Genomic DNA, 23,437 nt, shown 5'->3' with positions numbered 1-23,437 from the left:
CTTCCCCCTATCGCTTAGCTACCATTACTTGCGACAATAGTTCTTCTACTTTTTCCTTTTCACATAAATCCGCCGAAAACGCTGTTGCACTCCCTGTTGCAACACCATATTGAAATGCTTTTTCAATATCTTTTGTCTGTTCATATCTACCTACAAATCCAGCAACGAGGGAATCTCCTGCCCCAACCGAATTAATAACGACACCTTTCGGAACAGTTGCTTCATATATACCGTCTGCTGTAAATAATAAAGCTCCATCTCCTGCCATTGAAACGATGACATGTCCTACACCTTGTTCAATTAACTTTCTTCCATACGGTAAAATGTCTTCTACTGTTGAAAGCTGTACTCCGAACAACTCACTAAGTTCATGATGATTCGGTTTTATTAAAAATGGTTTATTTTTAATTACATGCTGCAGCGCACTACCACTTGCATCTACTACTACACGAATACCTTTTTCTGCTCCAAATGCTGCGATTGATTCATAAAAGGTAGTCGAAATAGAAGCTGGTACACTTCCAGCTAATACAACACAATCTCCGGATTGCATACTTTCAATTTGTTTCATTAATTGCTCGAATTGCTCATTTGTCACAATAGGACCTTGCCCATTTAATTCTGTTTCTTCTTGCCCTTTTATTTTCACGTTAATTCGAGAATCTCCGTCTACTTGGACGAAGTTTGTTATTACACCTTCATCATGTAATACATCTTTAATAAATCCACCAGTAAATCCACCAGTAAATCCAAGCGCTACATTTTCAACACCTAAACGATGTAGAACACGAGAAACATTAATCCCTTTTCCCCCAGGAAACTTCATATCTTTCTCTGCTCGATTTACTGTTCCTAAATTGAAAGAATTAACTTGTACTACATAATCAATAGATGGGTTTAAAGTAACTGTATAGATCATTGTTTATCAGCCTCAATTACATTGGTTTGTCTTTTATATTTTTCTAAATCAATTTCTACATGGTTTGTAATAATACTTGCATCTTCAACATTTGCAATTTTCGCAAACGCAGCTTCTGAAAATTTACTTTCATCAATTAAGAAATATCCTTCATTCGCTAATGTTAATGCCATTTGTTTTAAAAGTGCCTCTTCTGGATCTGGCGTTGTAAAACCAAGCTGTTCATGTACACCATTCGCTCCTAAAAAACATTTATCAAAACGATATTTCTGCATACTTTCCTGCGCCATTGCACCGATTAAAGCTTTCGTCCTACTCTTCATCATCCCGCCTAATAAATATGCACGAATATTATTTTCAACTAAAGCTTCAATATGCATAAGCCCATTTGTTACGACAGTAACATCTTTATTTATTAAAAATGGAATCATTTCAAATGTTGTACTTCCTGCATCTAAATAAATGCAATCACCTTGTTCAACAATGCCAGCCGCATACTTGGCAATTTGTTGTTTTATATGAATGTTTTTGGATGATTTTTCAACCATCGTCGGTTCCTGTCCTTTTCCTGTTAAAACAGAAGCACCACCATGAACTCTTTTTAACAACCTTTGTTTTTCTAATTGCGCTAAATCACGACGAATTGTGGATTCAGAGCTTTCTGTTCTTTCAACTAATTGCTGTAATTTAACAACCTTCTGTTCCTTTACAAGTTGCAATATCATTTGATGACGTTCAGGAGTTAACATTTTCTTCACCTCTTCTTTGATTACAGTATAATGAAAACGATCACAAAAATCAATCACAAACAATCAAAAACAACCACAAACATTCAAAAACATTTATATATAACAAAAAGAAACCTATTTGATACAACAATCAAATAGGTTTCTTCTCTCTATTCACTTATAAAGAAGCTTTATATATATTTAGAACATCATCTTTATTTAATATTTTAAAGTTACCAAATTCACCATAAGCCATCGCTTTATCTGCCATTAAGTCAATTTCATTTTCCCCAATACCGTAATCAGCCAGTCTTACTGGTGCTTCAATTGAAGTCCAGAATTGACGCAGTGCCTCAATTCCTTCTAGCGCAATTTCTTTATCCGCTTTTCCTTCCGTTTCTATATTGAACACACGCACAGCAAATTGTTTAAAACGATTCACATTTTCATCTAGAACATGTTTCATCCAATTTGGGAATAAAATTGCTAAACCGCCCCCATGCGGTATATCATGAACAGCGGAAACTGCATGCTCAATATTATGAGTTGCCCAGTCTCCTTTTACTCCCATCGCTAAAATTCCATTTAACGCCATCGTGCCGCAATATAAAATTGTTTCCCTATGCTCATAATTTTCTAGATCATTTAACAGCTTAGGAGCTGTTTCAATTACTGTTCTTAAAACAGACTCACAATAACGATCTTGTAGTTCTGTATTTGTTCCATGGTGGAAATATTGTTCTAATACGTGCGACATAATATCTACCATACCGTAAATTGTTTGATCTTTCGGTACAGATGCAGTATGAACTGGATCTAAGATCGAAAACTGTGGGAAAGTAACAGGGCTACCCCATCCGTACTTTTCATTCGTTTCCCAGTTTGTAATTACAGATCCTGCATTCATTTCAGAGCCCGTCGCGGCAAGAGTAAGAACAGTACCAAATGGTAACGCCTCACTAGCAAATGCTTTCTTCGTTACAATGTCCCATACATCTCCATCGTACTTACTACCAGCTGCAATTGCTTTCGTACAGTCGATTACACTTCCTCCACCAACCGCTAAAATAAATTCAACATCATTATCTTTACAAATTTGAATCCCTTTCTTTACAGTTGATAAACGAGGATTCGGTTCAACACCTGTCAATTCAAATACTTCCGCATTTATATCTTTTAAAATAGAAATTACATTATCATAAATACCGTTTCTTTTAATACTTCCTCCTCCGTATACGAGAAGAACTTTTTTACCAAACTGTGGAATTTCGGTTTTCAACTGTTCTAACTGTCCTTTACCGAAAATAAGTTTCGTTGGATTACGAAATACAAAATTTTGCATATCCCTTTACCATCCCTTCCATATGAAAAACAACTATACTTTTATATACCATATTTTTTTCATATCACAAAAATATTTGCTTAACAAAAAAGCCCCAGCCTAAAGGCTGAGACTTTTTATTGGTAATAAGGTGAGATCATTAGGTAAACAATAACACCAGACAAACTTACATATAACCAAATTGGCATCGTCCAACGTACAATTTTACGGTGACGTGTTAATTGATTCGTAAAACCAAATACAAGTGCGAACAATGCAAGTGGTACAATAATTGCTGCAAGGAAAATATGTGTAATTAAAATGATAAAGTACACATATTTAATGAATCCTTCTCCACCGAAATGCGTTGCTGGTGCCAAGTAATGATACGATAAATATGACACACAAAATAATAAAGTCGTTGTAAATGCTGCAAGAATAAAACCACGGTGCATTTTTACATTCTTTTTAATAATAGAGAATAAAGCTGCTAATAAAAATACAAACGTAAAACTATTAAAAATTGCATTTAACATTGGTAAGATAGTTACATCAAAATGTAATTCTCCTTCATAGCCAACAGGTCCAAAGAACAAAAATAAAATAATCGCGTTTACAATTACAGAAAGCGTTATCACAATAGGAGCATAGCTTTTCTGATTTGTTGATTGATCCACCAAATTGGTCACTCCTCTTCTTTCAAATATGTATAATTAACCTCACTATTTTAACATATTATTCACGGTGTAAATGTGACAATAGTTTGACACAGTAAGACAGGGCAAAGAAAAAACCCTTCTTAACAATACTTCTTAAGAAGGATTTTATCGCTTTATTATTCAAATAGCAATGCGATTAGTTTTTGTTAAAAAACGTACTGCTATATGCTTGAAAAATTTCAGACACTTGATATCCCATTAATGTAATTGCTGTTAATGAAAAGAAACCAATCATAAGAAATCGAAACCACATGTAAATCTCCTCCTTGTATTTAGCTTAAAAAACGTTCGCTATATTACAAGTTGAGTGGCACTCTTCATCATCACTTTCCTTTTTCTTTACAATCGCTGTTATAAAACGAATCATAAAGAAGATAACAAAAGGAATTTGTTCATCATTTCTATTGGCATAGTTTAGCAACGGCTCACGTTGCAACTCGAACGGGGATGAGAAGGAATAGAACATACCTTGCTCTTCCACATATACGATTATAATTTTCATACAAAATACTATCCCAAGGAACGAAACAATATCTTGCCATTCTGTCGTATATAACAGGTTATACAGCTCTAATACGTACTCTTCCATTATCATCCCCCCTTCCTTTTTTACCATTCTGCTCTCCTTCATATAAAAAGTCAAGAAAAAAGTGTATTTCCACTATGACAATAGTAATTATTTATTTCTTTACTTATATATGAATCCTTTCTAGCAATGATTGGATGTAACTTTCTTGTTTTACTTATTATTTTTCTTCAATACAAATACTGCAAGTTCAGGTAAACTCCAAAATCTAACAGGCATTCGAGTTGTCCCAATACCGCGATTTACGTATAAATATAACGGCTTACCCTTTCCTTCTAATTCATACATTCCTTCAACGTACTTCTCAGCTAATTTTGTCGTAATTAAAGGACCTACAAAAGGAATTTGAACTTGTCCCCCATGACTATGTCCTGACATTTGAAAATCAACTGGATAACGACCTACTTTGTCTACGACATCAGGTTCATGTACTAATAACATATTAAAATCTTTTTGTTTCAAGTTTTTTAAAGTCGAATCTATTTGTGGTTTTCCTAATAAGAAATCATCCAATCCTGATATTGTAATGTAGTTTCCATTGTCCACTTTAACTTTTTGTACTTCATTTACTAACACAGAAAAACCAGCTTCCTCCATATATTTTTTATAAAACAAACTACCACCGCCCCCTCTGTCATGATTTCCGAATACAGCATATTTCCCTAGGGGGGCATGAATTTTCTGTAAGATACCTTTCGCTTCTTCTCTTTCCGCATTATAAGATCCAAACTTATCTATTAAATCTCCCGTAAAAACCACTATATCTGGACGTAGCTCATTCATTTTCTCTACCAATTTATCTAGTTGTTTCAATGAAAATTCTGGTCCTAAGTGTACATCTGAGAATTGCAATATTCTTTTATTATTAAACTCTTTAGGAATCGTAGCAGCTTCTATTTCATTCCATGTAACTGTTACTAGTTTTCGTTCTATTTCTGTCGCATAGAAATACAAACTTACTGTAATCATTACTATACTTATAAAACTAATAATAAATATCTTTGATGTTGATATTTTTTGTTCTTTCTTCACACGATGAGTATTCATGTTTTCACCTCTAGAAGTACTTTAAACCCTTATTGTTACATTAATGTGACAACATGAACAATGTCAGTTATCTCCAATTTCACCCACTAACTTTGACAAACTTATACAGAAGTCATAACATATTTTTATAATACATAGATTTTTTAAAGTATTTCTTCTATTCGTTTCATCACAATACTATGGAGGGGTTATTCATGTCTGTATACACACCAGAAGAAATTACAGAACTTGTTGCTAATTCTGGAAGAAAAAAAGCTCATTTATCATTACTCCCTATGCTAATTCTCGGTTTCTTTGGTGGTGCTTTTATCGCATTTGGGTATTTACTTGATATTCATGTTATTGGGACAATGCCAAAATCCTGGGGATCATTTACTAGTTTTATAGGTGCTTCCGTCTTTCCTATCGGTCTTATACTCGTTATTCTTGCAGGCGGTGAACTAGTAACTGGTAACATGATGACAGTTTCAATGGCTTGGCTTCAAAAGAAAATCACCTTATTCCGCTTACTACGTAATTTAGTTATTGTTACGTTTAGTAACTTTATAGGGGCTGTATTCGTTGCTTATTTCTTCGGTCATATCGTTGGATTAACGGAGGGAGTTTTTTTAGCTAAAACAATTTCTATTGCACAGGCTAAATTACAAGACACACCACTGCAAGCCTTCATTTCTGCAATTGGATGTAATTGGCTCGTTTCTTTAGCTGTTTGGCTTAGTATGGGAAGTAAAGAATTTATCGGAAAGATAATCGGTATTTGGTTCCCAGTTATGACTTTTGTCGCGATTGGCTTTCAGCACGTTGTAGCTAATATGTTTGTCCTTCCAGCTGCCATTTTTGCTGGTCATTTAACTTGGGCTGAATATTTTCCAAATTTCATTTTTGTTTTCTTTGGCAATTTAGTAGGAGGTATGTTATTTGTAGCATTACCTTATTTCATATCTTATAATAAGAAACTATCTTCCTCTACAGAGAAGACGGAAATAAAGAATAAATCTATATCCGCTTAAATTGAATGTCTGTAAAGTGCTTCTAAAAAATATTACAAATTTCATTTTTTTCGTGAATATATCTACGTACACTTGTTCTCGAATGTTTTATACGTTATAATAACAACTTAAATAGCATTATTTACATATGAGGTGAAAAACATGAATAAAACAGAATTAATTAAAAGCGTAGCACAAAATGCTGAGATTTCTCAAAAAGAAGCTACTGTAGTTTTACAAACTGTAGTAGAATCAATCACTAACACTTTAGCTGCTGGTGAAAAAGTACAACTTATCGGATTCGGTACATTCGAAGTTCGCGAAAGAGCTGCTCGTACAGGCCGTAACCCACAAACTGGTGAAGAAATGCAAATCGCAGCTTCTAAAGTACCTGCTTTCAAAGCTGGTAAAGAACTAAAAGAAGCTGTAAAATAATGAAAAATAGCCTTCTCATTTATGAGAAGGCTATTTTTTTCATAACATAATTAATAAAAAACTGACCATTACGCTGTTTCTTTTGTTCCTTTATGCAAATATAACCTTTCCTTTCAAAGAATGGTTTTGCTGTAATACTCGCCTCTGTATATATATCCCTATGCTGCAGCTTCACTGCTTCTTCTTCTAACTTCTGTAGTATATAAGAAGCTATTCCTTTTCCTTGATAATCTTTATGTGTAAACAATCGATCTATGTACTGCTCGTCATTATAATCTCCAAATCCCACTATCAAACCATTATTATCCGCTACATAACTAATATTCTTTTCTAAAGACTGTAACCAACTTTCCCTATCTAGTCGCTCTGGTGCCCATGCCTGTAACTGTAACAAGTTATAATCTTTTGCATTAACCGTATGAACTGTTTCATAGAACAATTGTAATACTTGTTCTAAATCCTCTTTCTGGAATGTTCTAATTATAATATCTTTTAACATATGTAAACCTCCCTCTCAAACAAACTCTTAACTTTTCTACTATATGTAATTCAATACTTATGCATTATATATCTTTTTATTTTCCATACGAACAAAAAAACAATACTTAATTCAAAGTATTGTTTTTTGTATAAAAGCATATTCAATTACTCTATAAATTTTTATTTTTATTTTTTTAATTTCACTCTTTGTAATCGTAGTGCATTTAATACGACTGATACAGAACTAAATGCCATCGCCGCTCCTGCAACCCAAGGTGCTAAGAAACCGAACGCCGCAATCGGGATTCCTAAGCCGTTATAAGCTAACGCCCAGAATAAATTTTGCTTAATATTTCTTATCGTCATCTTACTCATGAAGATCGCATCAACAATACTATTTAAGTCACCGCGGATTAACGTAATATCCGCTGCTTCCATTGCTACATCCGTCCCTGTTCCAATTGCCATACCAATGTCTGCTGTAGCAAGAGCAGGAGCATCATTAATTCCGTCTCCAACCATCGCTACTTTCTTACCACTAGCTTGTAGTTTTTTCACTTCTTCTGCTTTTCCTTCTGGTAATACCTCTGCAATGACATGATCAATACCAACTTGCTTAGCAATTGCCTGAGCAGTTTGTGTATTATCCCCTGTAATCATAACAACGTCTAGACCCATTTTCTTAAGCCTTGCGATAGCTGCTTTTGAAGTATCCTTTACAGTATCTGAAACAGCAACTATTCCAGCATACTTCTTATCTATCGCTATTAACATTGCTGTTTTTCCTTCTCGCTCTAGTTCTTCCATCGATTTAGTAACTTCTTCAATATCAATATTAAACTTCTTCATTAATCGACGTGTACCAATTAATAATTGTTTTCCTTCGACCACTGATTCGATACCGAATCCCGGAATTGCTTCAAACGTTTCTGAACTCGGGATTTCAATTCCCTTTTCTTTAATTCCTTCTACAATCGCTTCTGCAAGTGGATGTTCAGAATTTTTTTCTGCTGCACCGACTAATTTTAATATTTCCTTCTCATCAAATCCATCTGCTACTATTACATCTGTTAATACCGGTTTTCCATTTGTCACTGTACCCGTTTTATCCAGAATAACCGTATCTAATCGGTGCGTTGCTTCTAAATGCTCTCCACCTTTAAATAAAATTCCATATTCAGCTGATCTTCCTGATCCAGCCATAATAGATGTAGGTGTCGCAAGACCTAAAGCACACGGACAAGCGATAACAAGTACTGCTATCATTTTCTCAAGTGCCCCGCCAAAATCACCAGGTGTAACAAATATCATCCACACCGCAAATGTAATAATAGCAATCACAACTACAACCGGTACGAAAATACCTGAAATTTGATCTGCAACCCTTTGAATAGGAGCTTTTGAACCTTGAGCCTCTTCTACTACTTTAATGATTTGAGCTAATGCAGTATCTCTTCCTACCTTAGTTGCTTTAACTTTTAAAAATCCATTTTTATTCATTGTAGAACCGATTACCACATCTCCAATTGTTTTATCAACTGGAATACTTTCACCCGTCAACATCGATTCATCTATTGCTGATTTTCCTTCTACAATTTCTCCATCAACTGGTATTTTTTCACCAGGCTTTACATAAACGATATCACCAGCTACTACTTCTTCGATTAAAATTTTCATTTCTGTTCCATCTCGCACAACTATAGCTGTCTTCGCTTGTAACCCCATCAATTTTTTAATAGCTTCTGATGAACGTCCCTTTGCTTTTGCCTCAAATAATTTCCCTAAAATAATTAATGTAATGAGGACCGCACTCGTTTCAAAATATAAATCTGTCATATGTTCTGATGAACCCATTGATTGAATACTTAAATACACACTGTAAAAATACGCTGCAGACGTTCCAAGTGCCACGAGAACATCCATATTCGCACTTTTATTACGTAACGCTTTATAAGCACCAATATAAAACTGTCCGCCAATGATAAATTGAACTGGAGTTGCAAGAGCTAGCTGCACCCAAGGATTCATAAGCATATCTGGTAAATAAATAAAAGATGTAAATGAGAAATGACTCACCATTGCCCACAATAACGGGAATGATAAAATAAACGAAATAATAAACTTTTTCTTTTGTCGCTCAATTTCTTGTAAGCGATGATCAGTTGATGCATCTTGCTCATCTGATTTTATTTCTAATTTATACCCTAACTTTGTAATGGTACTCTTCATTTCGCCTACATTAATTTCATCCGGATTAAAGTCTACTGTTGCCGATTCTAAAGCAAAGTTAACCGTCGCTTTGTTCACACCATCTAACTTATTTAAACGCTTTTCAACTCTATTCGCACATGCTGCACATGTCATTCCTGAAACAGTAAACTCAGCTTTATCACTTACGATACCATACCCTAACAATTCAACTTTCTCTTTAAATTGTTGCGGATTCGTTTTCCCTGAATCGTATATGATTTTTGTTTTTTCAAGAGCAAAATTTACATTTGCATCATGAACACCTTCTATTTTTTTTAGACCTTTTTCAATTCTATTTGCACATGCCGCACATGTCATTCCTGATATTTGAAGATTGGCCTCTTTTTGTTCATTCATTTCATTCACCTCTACCATATACCCTCAAGAGGTATATTTTTTAGCAAAATAAATCGCACTTTATTTAAAGTACGATTTATTCCAGTATTTAAAAATTTTTATATAACATCGTATCCTTGATCTTCGATTACACTAACAATATCTTTTAAAGTAATGATTGATGAGTCAATGGTAACTTCAACTGTTCCTTCTGCTAATTGTACTTTTACTTGTTGAACACCATTTAGTTCTTTCACATTACTTTCAATAGAATTTACACAATGTCCACAAGACATACCTTCAACTTTTAATGTTAACTGTTCCATTTAAAATCCTCCTCTTGTTCATTCATTGTTTGTTAATCACAACCTCATCTTACCATACCCCCCTAAGGTAATCAATGGTTTTATATAATGATTTTTATATTTTTTTATATATTCCTTGTTTTCTCTTATCTCACACAGCATTCTTTAAAATAAATCCATTCATTCTACGACAAAACATACATATACCCCTTATAGGTATGTGGTAGGAGTTTAATCAATCGAACTATTACGTACACTCTGAAATCCCCTAGCCTTCTTGCTGTCACTAAACTTTACGGTAAAGGTCTTTAAATAAACAAAAAACAAGCTAGTTAGATACTAGCTTGTTTTTTTAAGCCTTTGAAAATCGTTCAAATACTGTCATTAATTCCTCAATTGCTTCGTCACCATTTCCATCTTTAATGGCTCCTGAAACACAATGACTTGTATGATTTTTTAAAACACCCATTCCTACTTTTTTCATCGCTGCATTAATCGCTGAAATTTGCACCAAAATATCAACGCAATAACGATCATTTTCAATCATATTTTGAATACCACGAACTTGCCCTTCGATTCTCTTTAATCTATTTATAATTTGCTCTTTTTCTTTTTCTGATCTATGTGTAGTTGCTTCATGCTCTTTATGCCCCATATTATCACCTTCTCAAAGTTTCTCTTCATCCAATAAAACAATTACTTTTACGAGTATATCAATTATAGCATTAAATATCTATGTATGATACCCCATATGAGTATATTCCCACTCTATGATTATTCTTAACAAATTATTAGCTTCTCAGTCTCAATTTTCAGTATACCCTTCCCTTTTTTCAAAAAAACATTAATAAGCGGGGATTGTCCATCCCCACTTATTATTTGTCTACAAATATAAAAGCCTCAATCTTCACATATTTAAATTGAGACTTTTTTCTTCCTATATATAGTTATTGCTGATCACATACTTTTGTATCATTCACTACTGAAGTTCCTTCAACGGTTACCGTATGAAAACAGTCATTTACTCGAACAGTAACAACATTATCTTGCCGATCAATGATATGATATTCATTAAATTGTTTATTCAGAGCACTGCGAATTTGTTCTCCTTCATAAATTGGAATGCCATGTGATAAAACCCAAATAAGCCCAGCGATAGCGAGAATTGCTTTCATACGATATACCTCCTTGATAATATAGTGAACTTTTAATCCGTTTTTTTTCAGCTCTACTAATCATGAATTGAATTAAACAAGCCTTTTTGGAAATAAGTTCATTTCGTCTATTTTATGTTTATGCTAATTGTGACGGAAATGTGACAACTTTTTGTCTCTTTAGACGAAAAGTTGAAACAAAACTTTCAAAAAGGACAATTCTACTTACACAAATAAAAGGCTATGGAGAAATTCTCCACAGCCTTTTATTTGCATTTTATTAAACAATCATTTCATTATGTGTAATTTTAAGCGTTTCAATTTGAATTGTAGCATGTCCAATATGGAACTGTTGTTTTAACATATCAATCATGTTTTGAGGAACTTCATGATCCTCCTGTTTTTATCAATCGTCCAAATATGAAGAATACGCATATCTCGTACACATTCTACACACAACTAATAAATCGTAATCCCTTACTTAAAGAAGTCGGTACAACAGATGCATGATTTTCTCCTTCAGCTTCATAAAACTTAAATTTAAATTTGTCGTGGTTGACTTGGAGAAGGCGTTCTGATAATTCATTTGCACCTACAACCATATGCTCTCGTTCTAATGACCCCACTGTAAGAAATGCACCTGTTTCAAACTGAGCATTGTTTAATTCATTTATAAGATTCTCTTCTTTTTCAAGCACAGATTGATTATTCCACCAAATAGATGGACTACTAATAAAATAGTTTTGAAAGGCCTTTATGTTTGTAAATAGTATATGTAAAGCAAATAGACCACCTAAAGAATGCCCAAATAACGTTTGCTTTCCTTTATCAATCTCAAAATTTTTTTCAATTTGTGGTTTCAATTCTTCTTCAATAAAAGTAAAAAATTTATGCGCTCCACCTGTTTTAGGCCACGGTTTGCCGTCCGGTTTTAAAGGGGCATCTTTTGAAATGATAGAGGGTGTAAAATCATAGCACCTTTCTTCTCCTGAAAATGCCCCTTCAATTGGATAACCAATACCAACTATAATGGCTGGTGAAACACCTGTTTTTTCCGCTCTAACCGATTGTATTTTAACCGCTTCGTGGAATGTTTGAAAAAAGGCATTGCCATCTAAGACGTATATGACTGGATATCCTGACTCTGGTGCTAGCTGCTTCGGCTTTGAAATATGAATTTGATATTCCTTACCTTCTAATTTTGAATAAATTTTCCACTGTTCTGTATTAGATGTAATAATTTGCTGTTTTTCAATAGTAGCATTCATTGTAAATCCCCCCTTTTTAACTTGTTACATACATTTCTACTTTTTCTTCTTGCGATATAACGCTATCATAACCGAAACAAACAGGAGCGCCGTTATACGGATCAATCATGACACGCGCATCAATATGAAATACTTCTTTTAATACTTCATTCGTAATAATTTCTTCTGGGCTACCAGTTGTAACAATTTCCCCTTCCTTCATTGCGATAATTTCATCTGAAAATCTCGCTGCGTGGTTAATATCATGTAATACCATTACAACCGTACAATTGTGTTCTTTATTTAACTTCTCTACAATTTGTAATACATCTAATTGGTGAGACATATCAAGATATGTAGTCGGTTCATCTAATAGCAACACTTCTGTCCCTTGTGCTAAAGCCATCGCTAGCCATACCTTTTGTCTTTGACCACCTGATAAGTTTGCAATTTGTCTCGTTCGAAATTCAGATGTTTTCGTTATATCTAGTGCCCAATCAATCATCTCTTTATCTTTTGAAGTTAACTTATTTACGTTATTTCGATGTGGATAGCGTCCATAAGAAATTAATTCTTCTACTTTAAGCTCTCCTGGTGCAATTGGAGTTTGCGGAAGTAAAGCTAACTGTTTGGCGATTTCTTTCGTTGGAATCGTATTTAGATCCTGTCCTTGCAAATACACTTTACCGTTTTTTTGCTTTAAAATTCGTCCCATTGTCTTTAATAAGGTTGATTTCCCGCACCCATTTGGCCCTATAATTGTCGTTACTTTCCCTTCTTGTATTTCCACATTCAAATCGCGAAACACGGTAAGCTTTTCATAACTCGTTTCTAAATTTTTTGCACTTAAAATACTCACTTTTATTCCTCCTCTTACGCTTTCGCCTTATAAAGTAAATATAAGAAATACGGTACACCGACAATAGAAATAACGATTCCAACTGGTAGCTCTACAGGTGTGAAAACTGTTTTTGCAATAAAGTCTGAAGCAATTACAAGAAACATTCCTATTACTCCGCACGTAGGAATTATATGTTTATGTTGAATACCGACAAGTCTTTTCGCTATATGTGGTGCCATTAATCCAATGAAACCAATACTTCCGGAAACAGCAACACATGCACTCACAAGCCCGATACTGCTTAATAGTAAAATCGATTTCTCTCGTTCTACTGAAACACCTAAACTTGTAATACTCGTTTCTTCCAATTGAAATAAATCTAATAAATAAGCTTTCTTTTGTATAAGAGGAATTAAGATAATAAGCCACGGTAACATGGCAATAATATACTTCCAGTTTGCACTATATATACTTCCTGACACCCAAACTGCAGCCATTTCAAAATCTGTTGACTTCATTTTGAGTGATAAATACATAGAAAAGGCTCCAAATCCTGATCCAATTGCAATCCCTGTTAATAAAAGTCGCTGCGAATCTAACTTACCTTTTTTCCAAGAAAACAGATAAATTATTATTGCTGCACCTAATCCACCTATTAAGCCAAACATCGGCATCATCATAATAGAAACCCAGTCTGTACTATTTAATTGTCCTTGAAAGAAAAACATAAAAATTACGATGGCTGTACCTGCTCCAGCATTCACTCCTAAAATACCTGGGTCCGCCAATCCATTTCTCGTAATGCCTTGAATAACAGCACCCGCAACGCCGAGGCCTAATCCTACTAATCCAGCAATTACAATACGCGGCAGACGAAATTCAAATATAACCAAATCATGGTCTGGTACTGGATCAATTCTAAAAAGTGTTTTAAATACATCTGTAATCGTAATATCAAACGTACCATTCGTTAAACTAATATACATAGCACATAGTATTAAAAATATAATAATCCCCATCGTCATTACAAAACGTTGATTTGAACTTTTAGGCATGTCTCTCTCCTCCTCTTGTACGGATTAAATAAAGGAAGAAAGGAATTCCAATTAAGGAGGTAACGACTCCAATTGGTGTTTCAAATGGATAGTTTACAAATCTACTTACTACATCACATAATGCTAAGAAAACTCCACCAATAATGCCTGAACATGGCAAGATCCACTTATAATCTATCCCAATTAAAAAGCGAGTAATGTGCGGAATAATTAAACCTACAAAACCTACTTTACCCACTAAAGCAACAGCTGTTCCTGTTAAAAAAATAACTGATAAAATGGCTATCGCTTTAACTAGTTTTGTACGCTGCCCTAGATTAATAGAAACCTCTTCTCCTAAGGAAAGAATGGTAATAGATTTTGATATTAACAGTGCTAAAATTATCCCAATTATCCCAAAAGGTATCGTGATTTTAATGATATTAGGATCCACTTGATCTAATTTTGCATTAAACCAAAAACTAACATTTTGAGAGATTTGGAAATACGACGCCATCGCGGCAGATACACTGCTTAAAAATGTTCCTATAACCGTTCCTATAATCGCTAACCGAACTGGTGATAAACCATTTTGAAGGAGCGAACCAAATCCAAACACGATACCGGCTCCTAGTGCGGAACCAATCATTGAACATAAAACCATACCAATCGATGACATTCCCGGAAGAAAAATCATACAAAGTGTAATAACAAAGGCTGCGCCATCCGTCACACCCATAATAGAAGGGGATGCAAGATAGTTTCTTGTCATCCCCTGCATAAGTGCTCCTGATATGGCTAGAAATGCTCCGACTAAAAGAGCTGCAACTACCCTTGGTAAACGTGAAGTAATAATAATATTATGATTTACATCACTTGAATCAAAATGAAATAATGCATTCCATACTATTTCAGCATCAATGTTTTTCGCACCATATAAAACAGAAAGTATGACTGTACATAAAATCAATATAGGTGCTATACATAAAATGGTTACTGGTACCGCATTCGTTTTCTGCATATCATTCAACGCACCTTATTTATTATATTATTTAGATAAATTTTTCACTGCTTCTTTTAAGAATGCTGTTTTACTCCAAGCAGTACCGCCTTGTGCCATTGGATCTACAACGTTTACAAATACTTTCTTTTCTTTCACAGCATTCATACTTTGCCAAATTGGATTGCTTTCAATATCTTCTAGCACTTTCGGTTTATTATTTTCGCTTGCTTCATATTGTAAGAAAACATAATCTGGATTAATTTCAGCTAGTTTTTCTAAAGAAATCTTTTCTTGTGCTTTTACAGTTTTCAGTTGTTCTGGAGCAGTTAATCCAAGATCTTTATAAAGGACAGGGTTGAAGTATACTCCTTCTGGATATAGGAATAATTCGTTTGCTCTTAGTCTAATGACAAGTACTTTTTTATCTTTTAACTTATCTCCCAGTTTTGCTTTTGCTTTTTCAGCGTCCGCATTGTAATCTTTAATAATTTTTTCTGCTTTATCTTTTTTACCAGTTAATTCTCCCATTAACTTCAAGTTATCTTCCCAATCTGTTGAAACGTGTGATACTGGGAATGTTGGAGCTACTTTCGTAAACTTTTCAGCTGTTTCTGCTGGGAATTTCGTACTTGATGTAATAACATCTGGTTTTAATTGAAGCAATGTTTCGAAATTCGGTTGCATTTTCTCACCAACAGATTTTGCACCCTCTAATTCTTTTTCAAGGTACTTCGGTAATTTCCCCCCTACAGTAATGGCACCTACTGGTTTAATACCAAGTACTGCCGCATCTTCCATTGACTCTAAACTAGCTGTCGCGATTTTATCTACTTTTGCTGGTACTGTATATTCTTTACCTAAATATGTAATTTTTCGCTTTTCATCTTTTTTCGTTTCAGTAGCTTTTGTTTGTTGCTTTTGTTCCCCAGAAGTTTTGTCCGCACTATTGCACGCTGCTAAACCTACACTTAAAACTGTAACCATCCCTAATGTAAATAATTTCTTGTTCATATTTATCTCCTCTCGAAATCTTTAAATATATTATTCCAACAATAAAATTTAATTATATGAAACATAATCCTCATCTATATTTCACATTGTTAACAAATCTACGTAAAATGGAGAGCCATTCTCGTTCACTTCCCCTAAACTATAATTCTTTTACACCCTCATCAAACGATAATCATTATCATTGATAATGATTATCGTTATTAAGTATATATTTAATATCAGATTATTTCAAGAATGATTTGAAAAATTTTAACAAACTGAACAAAAAAAGAAGTATCTCCTTTTTGCAGGAAGATACTTCTTTTTTAGAAATCCATACTTAATTCAACTGGGCAATGATCTGACCCCATCACTTCGCTATTGATTTTCGCATCCTTTATTTGATCTTTCATTCTTTCAGAAACAACAAAATAATCTAAACGCCATCCAATATTTTTCGCTCTTGCCCCCATACGGTATGACCACCATGAGTAGGCTCCTTCTTGTTCAGGATATAGGTATCGATATGTATCTATAAATCCTTCCTCTAAAACACATGTGAATTTTTCTCTTTCTTCATCCGAAAAACCAGGATTTTTACGGTTACTTTTTGGATTTTTTAAATCTATTTCTTTATGAGCAACGTTTAAATCACCACAAAAAACAACTGGTTTTTCTTCATCTAATCGCTTAATATAAGCCCGGAAATCGTCTTCCCATTTCATTCTGTAATCTAATCGTTCTAATCCACGTTTTGAATTTGGTGTATATAACGTTATCATGTGAAAATCTTCGAATTCTAAAGTAATGACTCTTCCTTCCTGATCATGCTCCTCAATACCTAAACCATATGTAACGGAAAGAGGTTCCTTTTTCGTAAAAATAGCTGTTCCCGAATACCCTTTTTTCACAGCATAATTCCAATATGTATAATATCCCTCTAAATTTAAATCAATTTGCCCACTTTGTAATTTAATTTCTTGTAGACAAAATATATCTGCATTAGATTCCTCAAGATATTCTAAAAATCCACCCTTTGCGATAACCGCACGCAAGCCATTTACATTCCATGAAATTAACTTCAATTATAGTCCTCCTCTTGATGTTCACTTTCAAAGTTCATGCTATCACAAAATAGAAAAACAATCATATTTTCATCTTTGTAATCTTGCTCTTACATTTGTGAATACGTACATACGCACATGATTCAGGTTATACTAATTTCAGAGGTGATGATCTTTGTACAATGAAGGATTTACGTTAACAAGTGAGTATTGGCAAGCAATTATTCACAATGATTCTTCCTATGATAACAAATTTTTTTATGCTGTGAAATCAACTGGGATCTTTTGCCGACCATCGTGCAAATCGAGAATACCGAATAAAAACAACGTACGAATCTTTCTAAATGCAGAGCAAGCATTGCATGAAAACTTTCGTCCGTGCAAACGTTGTAAACCAAATGGGATTACTTTACCTAATGAAGAGTGGGTAGAACAAATTAAAGACTATATTGAAAAACATTATGACGAAGGATTAACTCTCGACCTACTCGCGGAAATGTGCCACGGTAGCCCATTTCATTTACAACGCACTTTCAAAAGACTAATAGGAATAAGTCCAATAGAATATATACAACGATTCAGAATTGTTAAAGCCGCAGAATTCCTTTCACATACAAATCAATCCGTTAAGGAAATTAGTACTGCTGTTGGGATAGAAAACCCAGAGTATTTCGCAACTTTATTTAAAAAGAAAACCGGATTTACTCCTACTGAATATCGAAAAAAGAACGAAATGAAAGAGGGATACAATAATGAATTCCTATAAAAATAAATCTATACATTGGACGCTATTTACACATGAAAATTGGAACTTTCATATTGCTGCAACTGAAAATGGACTATGTTTCATAGGATCGCAAGACAAAAATTTTGAAGAACTAAATATATGGGCTAGAAAAAAACTGCCACAACATGTATTGGTCTGCAATCCAGATTACCTGCAAACATATACAAAAGAAGTTATCGAGTATTTAGAAAACAAGCGAGAAACTTTTACATTCCCTGTCGATGCTCACGGAACTGCATTTCAATTATCTGTTTGGAATACGGTACGTGAAATTCCTTACGGGAAGACATATTCTTATTCAGAAATTGCAGAAAGAATACAAAAACCTACAGCTGTGCGCGCTGTTGCTTCTGCTATTGCTGCCAATCCACTTCTTATTACGATTCCTTGCCACCGTGTTATTGGAAAGAATGGGAAACTAACCGGTTTTAGAGGGGGATTAAAAATGAAGAAAGAATTGCTTACATTAGAAAAGTTACAGGTGGAATCCATATGACAGCAGAGTATAATAGCACATTAACTTTAGCAGTTCCAAAAGAGTTTAGTTTCCATGAAAACTTACGCTATCTTTCCCGTTCTAATAATGAATGTATGTTTCATATTGAAGATAATAAAATTTATAAAGTTATCCCGGTTCAAGATGTAAACCCTTTGGTTGAAATTAGTATGAACACTGATGGCAATTTGGAAATACGTTTTTTAGGAGAATCATATATCTTTGGAAAATGTGTGCGCGACGCTGTAGCTAACTATGTAAAAGAGTGGTTTGATTTAACTACTGATTTAGCTCCCTTTTATAAATTAGCAAAACATGATCCACTCCTTAATGATCCTATTCAAAAGTATTACGGGCTCCGCACATTAGGTATTCCAGATTTATTTGAAGCACTTTCCTGGGGAATTATCGGTCAACAAATTAACCTCACATATGCCTATACGCTAAAAAGAAGATTAGTCGAGCAATTTGGGAAGTATGTAGAATGGAACGATAGAAAACATTGGATATTCCCCTCTCCTGAAACGATTGCAACTCTACATGTAGAAGATCTTAAAAAATTGAAAATGACAACTAGAAAATGTGAATATTTAATTGGTATTGCGAAGCTTATTACAGAAGGAAAACTGTCAAAAGAGTCTTTACTACAAACACAAGATGTAAAGCTTGCTGAAAAACAATTAACTGCTATCCATGGTATAGGTCCGTGGACTGCCAACTATGTTTTAATGCGCTGTTTACGATTCCCTTCCGCTTTTCCAATTGATGATGTTGGTTTGCATAATGCAATTAAATTTCTAACAGGTTCCGAAAGTAAACCGACTAAAAATGAAATCAAAGATTTTGCGGCAAATTGGATAAACTTTGAGTCTTACGCCACTTTTTATTTATGGCGAGTACTATACTAAAAAACCAAGTAGCACATCCGTACTACTTGGTTCTTTTTTAAGCTTGTTCTTCAAATCTTCTTGCGATTTCTACAATAACTTGAACGGCTTTTTCCATAGTATCTACCGAAACATACTCAAATTTACCGTGATAGTTTTCACCACCAGTGAAAATATTCGGTGTAGGTAATCCCATATACGATAATTGTGACCCATCTGTACCACCACGAATTGGGTGAATGTTTGGCTCAATGTCTAAACTTTTCATTGCTTCATACGCAATATCAACAATTTCTCTCACCGGTTCAATTTTTTCAAGCATATTATAGTATTGATCATTCATTTCTAAAACGACTGCATCTTGTCCATACTTCTCTTGCATTTGCTTCACGATATTTTTAACGTTATGTTTACGCGTTTCAAAATTTTCGCGATCAAAATCTCGAATAATATAATACGCTTTACTTTGCTCGACATCACCATTTAAAGAAAGCAAATGATAGAATCCTTCATAGCCTTCAGTATATTCCGGTGCATCTTCTACTGGTAAATGCCCATTAAACTCCATAGCAAGTTTAGTTGCGTTACGCATTTTATTTTTTGCTGTTCCAGGATGTGTATTCGTTCCATTAAACGTTAACTTAGCGCCTGCAGCATTAAAACTTTCATACTCTAAACCACCTAATGGACCTCCATCCATCGTATAAGCAAATGATGCACCAAACGCTTCTACATCAAAATGCGCTGGTCCACGGCCAATTTCTTCATCTGGCGTAAATGCAACTCTTATTTTCCCATGCTTAATTTGCGGATTATGTATTAAATAATTCATTGCAACCATAATTTCAGTCAGACCAGCTTTATCGTCTGCTCCAAGAAGTGTCGTACCATCCGTTGTAATAATCGTATGCCCTTTATAAGATGGTAATTCTGGGAACTGTTCTGGCGTTAGCACAACATTTAGCTCTTCATTTAACGTAATTGCATTACCATCAAAATTTTCATGAATTTGTGGTTTTACGTTTTTCCCTGTAAAGTCTGTTGCTGTATCTAAATGTGCTAAAAATCCGATTACAGGAACATCCTTATCCGTATTAGCAGGAAGTGTTGCCATTACATACCCATTATCATCCATCGTTACTTCTGTTAACCCAATTTCTTTTAGCTCTTCAACTAATAACTTACCAAATTCGATTTGTCCAGGTGTTGTTGGTACTGTATGACTTTCTTCATTTGACTGTGTATCAATCTTTACATATCTCGTAAATCTTTCAATAAGTTCTTGTTTCAAATTCGTCCACTCCTTTTATATTTCTTTCTCTATTATAATCCTTGAGACGAAATATTTTAACTTTTTTGACTGTAAATCCACGTGTTCTTTCATCCCCTTCTAATTTTGGCGATTCACCGTGCCTAACCATATAGATATATGTATTCATACGTCCTCCTTGAAAATGTTCATTCGTCTTTTATAAACTTTGCTGATTTGTTCGTTTAATCCATTCTCCTACTAAGCTCTCGAATAATTCAGGCTGTTCAATTTGCAAATTATGCCCTGCCATATCTAACACTGCTAATGTTGCTCTTGGATAATCTTCAATAATTTCTATAATATCTTGATAACCTACCGATATATCTTGTCTTCCGGCTAATAAAAGAACGGGTTTCTCATATTTTTTATGATGAAAATCCATAGTAAGAGAGTAATTATTTTGCAACCTTTCAATAAATTCATAATTAGCAATATCTAGTCCTGGCTTAATTTCTTCTTTAAATCGCTTATATGTATATTCATTTGCTACCACCGCTAACTCACAAAAACCCTCTCTTTCCGTAGAAGTGAGCTTATTTAAGAATTCCTCATCTTGTAAAATTACCTGTTTATCTGGAAGAGTCCTTTTTTCTTGATCCGCTACAACAACAGGACATACTAATAGTAATCCGCTAACTCTTTCAAACAGCTTTGTGAGTATTCCTCTGGCTAAATAGCCTCCGTATGACTCTCCTACCAATAAAAATTCTTCAGTAGAAATGATTTTCTCAATAAATGTGATAAGCACTTCTACTATACGATCTGAACTATTTATCCAATCTGGAGCATTCGATTTTCCCATTCCAGGTAAATCAATATATATTCGCTTATAACCTTCATATTTCTGAAATACCGCTTCCATACATTTCATCATTAACCTATGATCAGGAGTGCAGCCATGTATGATAATGACTGGTTTTCCTTCTCCAACGATTTCATAGTATATTTCTGCATCTTCAATTCGAAATAACATAAAAATCCCTCCCTATTTATACATTCCTTTTGAATGGCAACACTATCAAACTTATAAGAATACACGTTCTCAATTTATATCTCCCTACAATTAATTGTCAAATTAAATTTTTCAGACTACAAATAAAAAACTTCCTTCTATTTTTATTTCCTAGAAGGAAGCTAATTTATTTTTACCCTATCATAATTTGAAACCTTGTTCTTCTATTTTCATCAACACAATTCTCCAACCATCTGGATCCTCTATCGTTATCCCTTTATCTTTCCAATATGGATTTTCTGGTGCTACTTCATCGTACCCCATTGCAAACAGCCTTTTACTCACTTTTTTCATTTCACTATCTTCTCGCATATAAAATACTAGTAAATTATCTTTTGTTGGAGCCGGACACGGACTTCCATCTATATGTCTTGTAAATTCTAAATGATACTCTTCATCCGGTAGACCAAACATAACTCCATCGTACCTCTCATGACCATAAAAATCACCTATACGCTTCAATCCTAATCCTTTTTCATAGAATGCTATAACATCTTCAAATTTATCTGTTGGACGTGCTATTCTAAACTTCACCCAATTTTTCATGCCCTTCCCCCCATACAAACCTAATGATTGATTTCTTTTATTGTACATACGCAACATGTTACTGAAATCCCTCATTAGTATGAAAAGAAATACATACAAAGGTCTTGTTTAATACTCCATAATAAGAAAACACTCCTCTATCCAAAAGAATCCCATCATTTTATATGCATTTTCGCATATCCACTTGCAAACTACTAAAAAATCATTTAAATGTACGAAATGACTAATTATATAATCCTTATATAAATCTCTCATAAACCAAAAGTTGTTCACTGTAATTTCTCTTCAATTCTAAAATCATTACACTTTGGATTTTTTCGCTTATAAACATGATTTTTATAAGGAAATCTGATACAATCTTCAAACAATATCCTTACATATAGATGTTATATATTTAGTGCATACTTTAAGAAGGTGATCATTTTGACATTCAGCAAAAATTTACAATTACATATATTAATAACGACATTAATTTGTTACTGCAGCTATTGTTTTATATATTCCCTAATCATTTTTCTGATTTCAATGTACGCTTCTCTTCACTCATAGTTGAAGGCATTACATTTATTTCATTACTATACTCTTTATATTCTAAAAAGCTTCATGTAAATCTTTTCTGGATCTGTATTACCATTGCGATAGGCAGTTTTTTATTCGGGAAAATACTTTATACATTAAAACAATCATCACATTAGCACATACATTAGGAATGTCTGTCATTGCTGAAGGTGTAGAAACGAAAGAACACGTGAATTTCCTTCAAAAAAATAAATGTCAGTTTATTCAAGGTTACTATTATAGTAAACCTATTCATGCCGATTCATTTCCTACTCTGCTGGAAAAGGGAATTCATTCTCTATAGGTTTACGCAATAATTTTCAGCTCAAATAAATACCAAAAAGGAAAGAAGAGTCCGTCTCCTCTTTCCTTTTTCTATATTTTGCAACTT

Annotated in this window: 25 protein-coding genes and 4 pseudogenes; 7 read left to right on the top strand and 22 right to left on the bottom strand. The window is 34.0% G+C overall.

Going from position 1 to position 23,437, the window contains the following annotated elements; all coding sequences use genetic code 11:
• Positions 1 to 7: 7 nt before the first annotated feature.
• From pfkB to COC96_RS19315, 6 genes are all read right to left on the bottom strand, one after another.
• Positions 8 to 919 (bottom strand): 1-phosphofructokinase, encoded by a 912-nt coding sequence (pfkB, locus tag COC96_RS19345; RefSeq protein WP_098267793.1) that lies wholly within the window; start codon positions 917 to 919, stop codon positions 8 to 10.
• Positions 916 to 1,668: a DeoR/GlpR family DNA-binding transcription regulator gene (locus COC96_RS19340; protein WP_098267794.1), complete on the bottom strand. Its 753-nt coding sequence runs from the start codon at positions 1,666 to 1,668 to the stop codon at positions 916 to 918. Before COC96_RS19340 ends, pfkB begins: the two co-directional genes overlap by 4 nt.
• A gap of 157 nt (positions 1,669 to 1,825) precedes the next feature.
• Entirely contained in the window at positions 1,826 to 2,989 is a 1,164-nt protein-coding gene (locus COC96_RS19335; protein ID WP_098267795.1) for an iron-containing alcohol dehydrogenase, read from the bottom strand.
• A 116-nt stretch (positions 2,990 to 3,105) separates the two neighbouring features.
• Positions 3,106 to 3,648: a DUF420 domain-containing protein gene (locus COC96_RS19330; protein ID WP_097902870.1), complete on the bottom strand. Its 543-nt coding sequence runs from the start codon at positions 3,646 to 3,648 to the stop codon at positions 3,106 to 3,108.
• A gap of 316 nt (positions 3,649 to 3,964) precedes the next feature.
• Entirely contained in the window at positions 3,965 to 4,303 is a 339-nt protein-coding gene (locus COC96_RS19320) for a hypothetical protein (protein WP_141536154.1), read from the bottom strand.
• Between the two features lie 123 nt (positions 4,304 to 4,426).
• Entirely contained in the window at positions 4,427 to 5,320 is an 894-nt protein-coding gene (locus COC96_RS19315) for a metallophosphoesterase (protein WP_098267797.1), read from the bottom strand.
• Positions 5,321 to 5,514: 194 nt separating this feature from the next.
• On the opposite strand from COC96_RS19315, the gene COC96_RS19310 reads away from it, so the two are divergent.
• Positions 5,515 to 6,330, top strand: a complete 816-nt coding sequence (locus COC96_RS19310; RefSeq protein ID WP_098769161.1) for a formate/nitrite transporter family protein — start codon at positions 5,515 to 5,517, stop codon at positions 6,328 to 6,330.
• 141 nt (positions 6,331 to 6,471) lie between these two features.
• A complete protein-coding gene (locus COC96_RS19305; RefSeq protein ID WP_001043913.1) occupies positions 6,472 to 6,744 on the top strand; it encodes an HU family DNA-binding protein in 273 nt (90 codons plus the stop codon).
• A 19-nt stretch (positions 6,745 to 6,763) separates the two neighbouring features.
• On the opposite strand, the gene COC96_RS19300 is transcribed toward COC96_RS19305, so the two are convergent.
• The 12 genes and pseudogenes from COC96_RS19300 to COC96_RS19245 all read right to left on the bottom strand — a co-directional run bounded on the left by COC96_RS19300 (position 6,764) and on the right by COC96_RS19245 (position 17,469).
• The gene (locus COC96_RS19300) at positions 6,764 to 7,243 is read right to left on the bottom strand and encodes a GNAT family N-acetyltransferase (protein ID WP_098769160.1); all 480 of its coding nucleotides are present in this window, start codon (positions 7,241 to 7,243) and stop codon (positions 6,764 to 6,766) included.
• Between the two features lie 167 nt (positions 7,244 to 7,410).
• Complete coding sequence (locus COC96_RS19295) at positions 7,411 to 9,831, bottom strand: heavy metal translocating P-type ATPase (RefSeq protein ID WP_098267800.1); 2,421 nt, start codon at positions 9,829 to 9,831, stop codon at positions 7,411 to 7,413.
• A gap of 98 nt (positions 9,832 to 9,929) precedes the next feature.
• Positions 9,930 to 10,136: a copper chaperone CopZ gene (gene copZ / locus COC96_RS19290; RefSeq protein ID WP_097902875.1), complete on the bottom strand. Its 207-nt coding sequence runs from the start codon at positions 10,134 to 10,136 to the stop codon at positions 9,930 to 9,932.
• A 331-nt stretch (positions 10,137 to 10,467) separates the two neighbouring features.
• Positions 10,468 to 10,770 (bottom strand): metal-sensing transcriptional repressor, encoded by a 303-nt coding sequence (locus COC96_RS19285; RefSeq protein ID WP_098267801.1) that lies wholly within the window; start codon positions 10,768 to 10,770, stop codon positions 10,468 to 10,470.
• Positions 10,771 to 11,062: 292 nt separating this feature from the next.
• Positions 11,063 to 11,290 carry a hypothetical protein gene (locus COC96_RS19280; RefSeq protein ID WP_097902876.1) on the bottom strand — a complete coding sequence of 76 codons (228 nt, stop codon included), beginning with the start codon at positions 11,288 to 11,290 and terminating at the stop codon, positions 11,063 to 11,065.
• Between the two features lie 259 nt (positions 11,291 to 11,549).
• Positions 11,550 to 11,722: pseudogene (locus COC96_RS19275) on the bottom strand (cation diffusion facilitator family transporter); the annotation flags it as partial.
• On the bottom strand, positions 11,719 to 12,537 hold the full coding sequence (locus COC96_RS19270) for an alpha/beta hydrolase (protein ID WP_098267802.1): 819 nt from the start codon (positions 12,535 to 12,537) through the stop codon (positions 11,719 to 11,721). The gene COC96_RS19270 and the pseudogene COC96_RS19275, both read right to left, overlap by 4 nt.
• Before the next feature lie 16 nt (positions 12,538 to 12,553).
• Positions 12,554 to 13,375 carry an ABC transporter ATP-binding protein gene (locus tag COC96_RS19265; protein ID WP_098267803.1) on the bottom strand — a complete coding sequence of 274 codons (822 nt, stop codon included), beginning with the start codon at positions 13,373 to 13,375 and terminating at the stop codon, positions 12,554 to 12,556.
• Positions 13,376 to 13,389: 14 nt separating this feature from the next.
• A complete protein-coding gene (locus tag COC96_RS19260) occupies positions 13,390 to 14,412 on the bottom strand; it encodes a FecCD family ABC transporter permease (protein WP_098769159.1) in 1,023 nt (340 codons plus the stop codon).
• The gene (locus tag COC96_RS19255) at positions 14,405 to 15,412 is read right to left on the bottom strand and encodes a FecCD family ABC transporter permease (RefSeq protein ID WP_098267805.1); all 1,008 of its coding nucleotides are present in this window, start codon (positions 15,410 to 15,412) and stop codon (positions 14,405 to 14,407) included. The genes COC96_RS19260 and COC96_RS19255 overlap by 8 nt, the downstream gene beginning before the upstream one ends.
• A 27-nt stretch (positions 15,413 to 15,439) precedes the next feature.
• Positions 15,440 to 16,405: an iron-hydroxamate ABC transporter substrate-binding protein gene (locus tag COC96_RS19250; protein ID WP_098769158.1), complete on the bottom strand. Its 966-nt coding sequence runs from the start codon at positions 16,403 to 16,405 to the stop codon at positions 15,440 to 15,442.
• Positions 16,406 to 16,710: 305 nt separating this feature from the next.
• Positions 16,711 to 17,469, bottom strand: a complete 759-nt coding sequence (locus COC96_RS19245) for an exodeoxyribonuclease III (protein ID WP_098267807.1) — start codon at positions 17,467 to 17,469, stop codon at positions 16,711 to 16,713.
• Between the two features lie 154 nt (positions 17,470 to 17,623).
• Between COC96_RS19245 and COC96_RS19240 the strand changes: the two genes are divergently transcribed.
• The 3 genes from COC96_RS19240 to COC96_RS19230 are packed head-to-tail and all read left to right on the top strand — an operon-like array spanning position 17,624 to position 19,639.
• Complete coding sequence (locus tag COC96_RS19240) at positions 17,624 to 18,214, top strand: bifunctional transcriptional activator/DNA repair enzyme AdaA (RefSeq protein ID WP_098267808.1); 591 nt, start codon at positions 17,624 to 17,626, stop codon at positions 18,212 to 18,214.
• Positions 18,201 to 18,731 (top strand): methylated-DNA--[protein]-cysteine S-methyltransferase, encoded by a 531-nt coding sequence (locus COC96_RS19235; protein ID WP_098769157.1) that lies wholly within the window; start codon positions 18,201 to 18,203, stop codon positions 18,729 to 18,731. Before COC96_RS19240 ends, COC96_RS19235 begins: the two co-directional genes overlap by 14 nt.
• Complete coding sequence (locus COC96_RS19230; RefSeq protein ID WP_098769156.1) at positions 18,728 to 19,639, top strand: DNA-3-methyladenine glycosylase family protein; 912 nt, start codon at positions 18,728 to 18,730, stop codon at positions 19,637 to 19,639. Before COC96_RS19235 ends, COC96_RS19230 begins: the two co-directional genes overlap by 4 nt.
• Positions 19,640 to 19,676: 37 nt before the next feature.
• On the opposite strand, the gene pepT is transcribed toward COC96_RS19230, so the two are convergent.
• The 4 genes and pseudogenes from pepT to COC96_RS19210 form a co-directional block, all read right to left on the bottom strand.
• Entirely contained in the window at positions 19,677 to 20,909 is a 1,233-nt protein-coding gene (gene pepT, locus COC96_RS19225) for a peptidase T (RefSeq protein ID WP_098769155.1), read from the bottom strand.
• Between the two features lie 64 nt (positions 20,910 to 20,973).
• Positions 20,974 to 21,057 (bottom strand): annotated as a pseudogene (locus COC96_RS19220) (histidine phosphatase family protein); the annotation flags it as partial.
• 30 nt (positions 21,058 to 21,087) lie between these two features.
• Positions 21,088 to 21,903, bottom strand: coding sequence for an alpha/beta fold hydrolase (locus COC96_RS19215; RefSeq protein WP_098267812.1), 816 nt, complete (start codon positions 21,901 to 21,903; stop codon positions 21,088 to 21,090).
• A gap of 180 nt (positions 21,904 to 22,083) precedes the next feature.
• Positions 22,084 to 22,488 (bottom strand): VOC family protein, encoded by a 405-nt coding sequence (locus COC96_RS19210; protein WP_098769154.1) that lies wholly within the window; start codon positions 22,486 to 22,488, stop codon positions 22,084 to 22,086.
• 423 nt (positions 22,489 to 22,911) lie between these two features.
• Between COC96_RS19210 and COC96_RS28105 the strand changes: the two are divergent.
• Both COC96_RS28105 and COC96_RS19200 read left to right on the top strand, forming a co-directional pair.
• Positions 22,912 to 23,174: pseudogene (locus COC96_RS28105) on the top strand (hypothetical protein); the annotation flags it as partial.
• Positions 23,162 to 23,350, top strand: a pseudogene (locus COC96_RS19200) (EAL domain-containing protein); the annotation flags it as partial. The pseudogenes COC96_RS28105 and COC96_RS19200, both read left to right, overlap by 13 nt.
• Positions 23,351 to 23,437 lie beyond the last annotated feature (87 nt).

It is taken from the genome of Bacillus cereus, from assembly GCF_002577405.1.
In the GTDB taxonomy this organism is placed as follows: domain Bacteria; phylum Bacillota; class Bacilli; order Bacillales; family Bacillaceae_G; genus Bacillus_A; species Bacillus_A cereus_AU.
The sequence above is the reverse complement of the archived record's forward strand: the minus strand, read 5'-3'. Positions and strand labels throughout refer to the sequence as shown.

Excerpts from the sequence above, each read along its gene's own strand:
- pfkB (WP_098267793.1), bottom strand. The coding sequence starts at position 919 with ATGATCTATACAGTTACTTTAAACCCATCTATTGATTATGTAGTACAA.
- COC96_RS19340 (WP_098267794.1), bottom strand. The coding sequence starts at position 1,668 with ATGTTAACTCCTGAACGTCATCAAATGATATTGCAACTTGTAAAGGAA.
- COC96_RS19335 (WP_098267795.1), bottom strand. The coding sequence starts at position 2,989 with ATGCAAAATTTTGTATTTCGTAATCCAACGAAACTTATTTTCGGTAAA.
- COC96_RS19320 (WP_141536154.1), bottom strand. The coding sequence starts at position 4,303 with ATGGTAAAAAAGGAAGGGGGGATGATAATGGAAGAGTACGTATTAGAG.
- COC96_RS19315 (WP_098267797.1), bottom strand. The coding sequence starts at position 5,320 with ATGAATACTCATCGTGTGAAGAAAGAACAAAAAATATCAACATCAAAG.
- COC96_RS19310 (WP_098769161.1), top strand. The coding sequence starts at position 5,515 with ATGTCTGTATACACACCAGAAGAAATTACAGAACTTGTTGCTAATTCT.
- COC96_RS19305 (WP_001043913.1), top strand. The coding sequence starts at position 6,472 with ATGAATAAAACAGAATTAATTAAAAGCGTAGCACAAAATGCTGAGATT.
- COC96_RS19300 (WP_098769160.1), bottom strand. The coding sequence starts at position 7,243 with ATGTTAAAAGATATTATAATTAGAACATTCCAGAAAGAGGATTTAGAA.
- COC96_RS19295 (WP_098267800.1), bottom strand. The coding sequence starts at position 9,831 with ATGAATGAACAAAAAGAGGCCAATCTTCAAATATCAGGAATGACATGT.
- copZ (WP_097902875.1), bottom strand. The coding sequence starts at position 10,136 with ATGGAACAGTTAACATTAAAAGTTGAAGGTATGTCTTGTGGACATTGT.
- COC96_RS19285 (WP_098267801.1), bottom strand. The coding sequence starts at position 10,770 with ATGGGGCATAAAGAGCATGAAGCAACTACACATAGATCAGAAAAAGAA.
- COC96_RS19280 (WP_097902876.1), bottom strand. The coding sequence starts at position 11,290 with ATGAAAGCAATTCTCGCTATCGCTGGGCTTATTTGGGTTTTATCACAT.
- COC96_RS19270 (WP_098267802.1), bottom strand. The coding sequence starts at position 12,537 with ATGAATGCTACTATTGAAAAACAGCAAATTATTACATCTAATACAGAA.
- COC96_RS19260 (WP_098769159.1), bottom strand. The coding sequence starts at position 14,412 with ATGCCTAAAAGTTCAAATCAACGTTTTGTAATGACGATGGGGATTATT.
- COC96_RS19255 (WP_098267805.1), bottom strand. The coding sequence starts at position 15,412 with ATGCAGAAAACGAATGCGGTACCAGTAACCATTTTATGTATAGCACCT.
- COC96_RS19250 (WP_098769158.1), bottom strand. The coding sequence starts at position 16,405 with ATGAACAAGAAATTATTTACATTAGGGATGGTTACAGTTTTAAGTGTA.
- COC96_RS19235 (WP_098769157.1), top strand. The coding sequence starts at position 18,201 with ATGAATTCCTATAAAAATAAATCTATACATTGGACGCTATTTACACAT.
- COC96_RS19230 (WP_098769156.1), top strand. The coding sequence starts at position 18,728 with ATGACAGCAGAGTATAATAGCACATTAACTTTAGCAGTTCCAAAAGAG.
- COC96_RS19215 (WP_098267812.1), bottom strand. The coding sequence starts at position 21,903 with ATGTTATTTCGAATTGAAGATGCAGAAATATACTATGAAATCGTTGGA.
- COC96_RS19210 (WP_098769154.1), bottom strand. The coding sequence starts at position 22,488 with ATGAAAAATTGGGTGAAGTTTAGAATAGCACGTCCAACAGATAAATTT.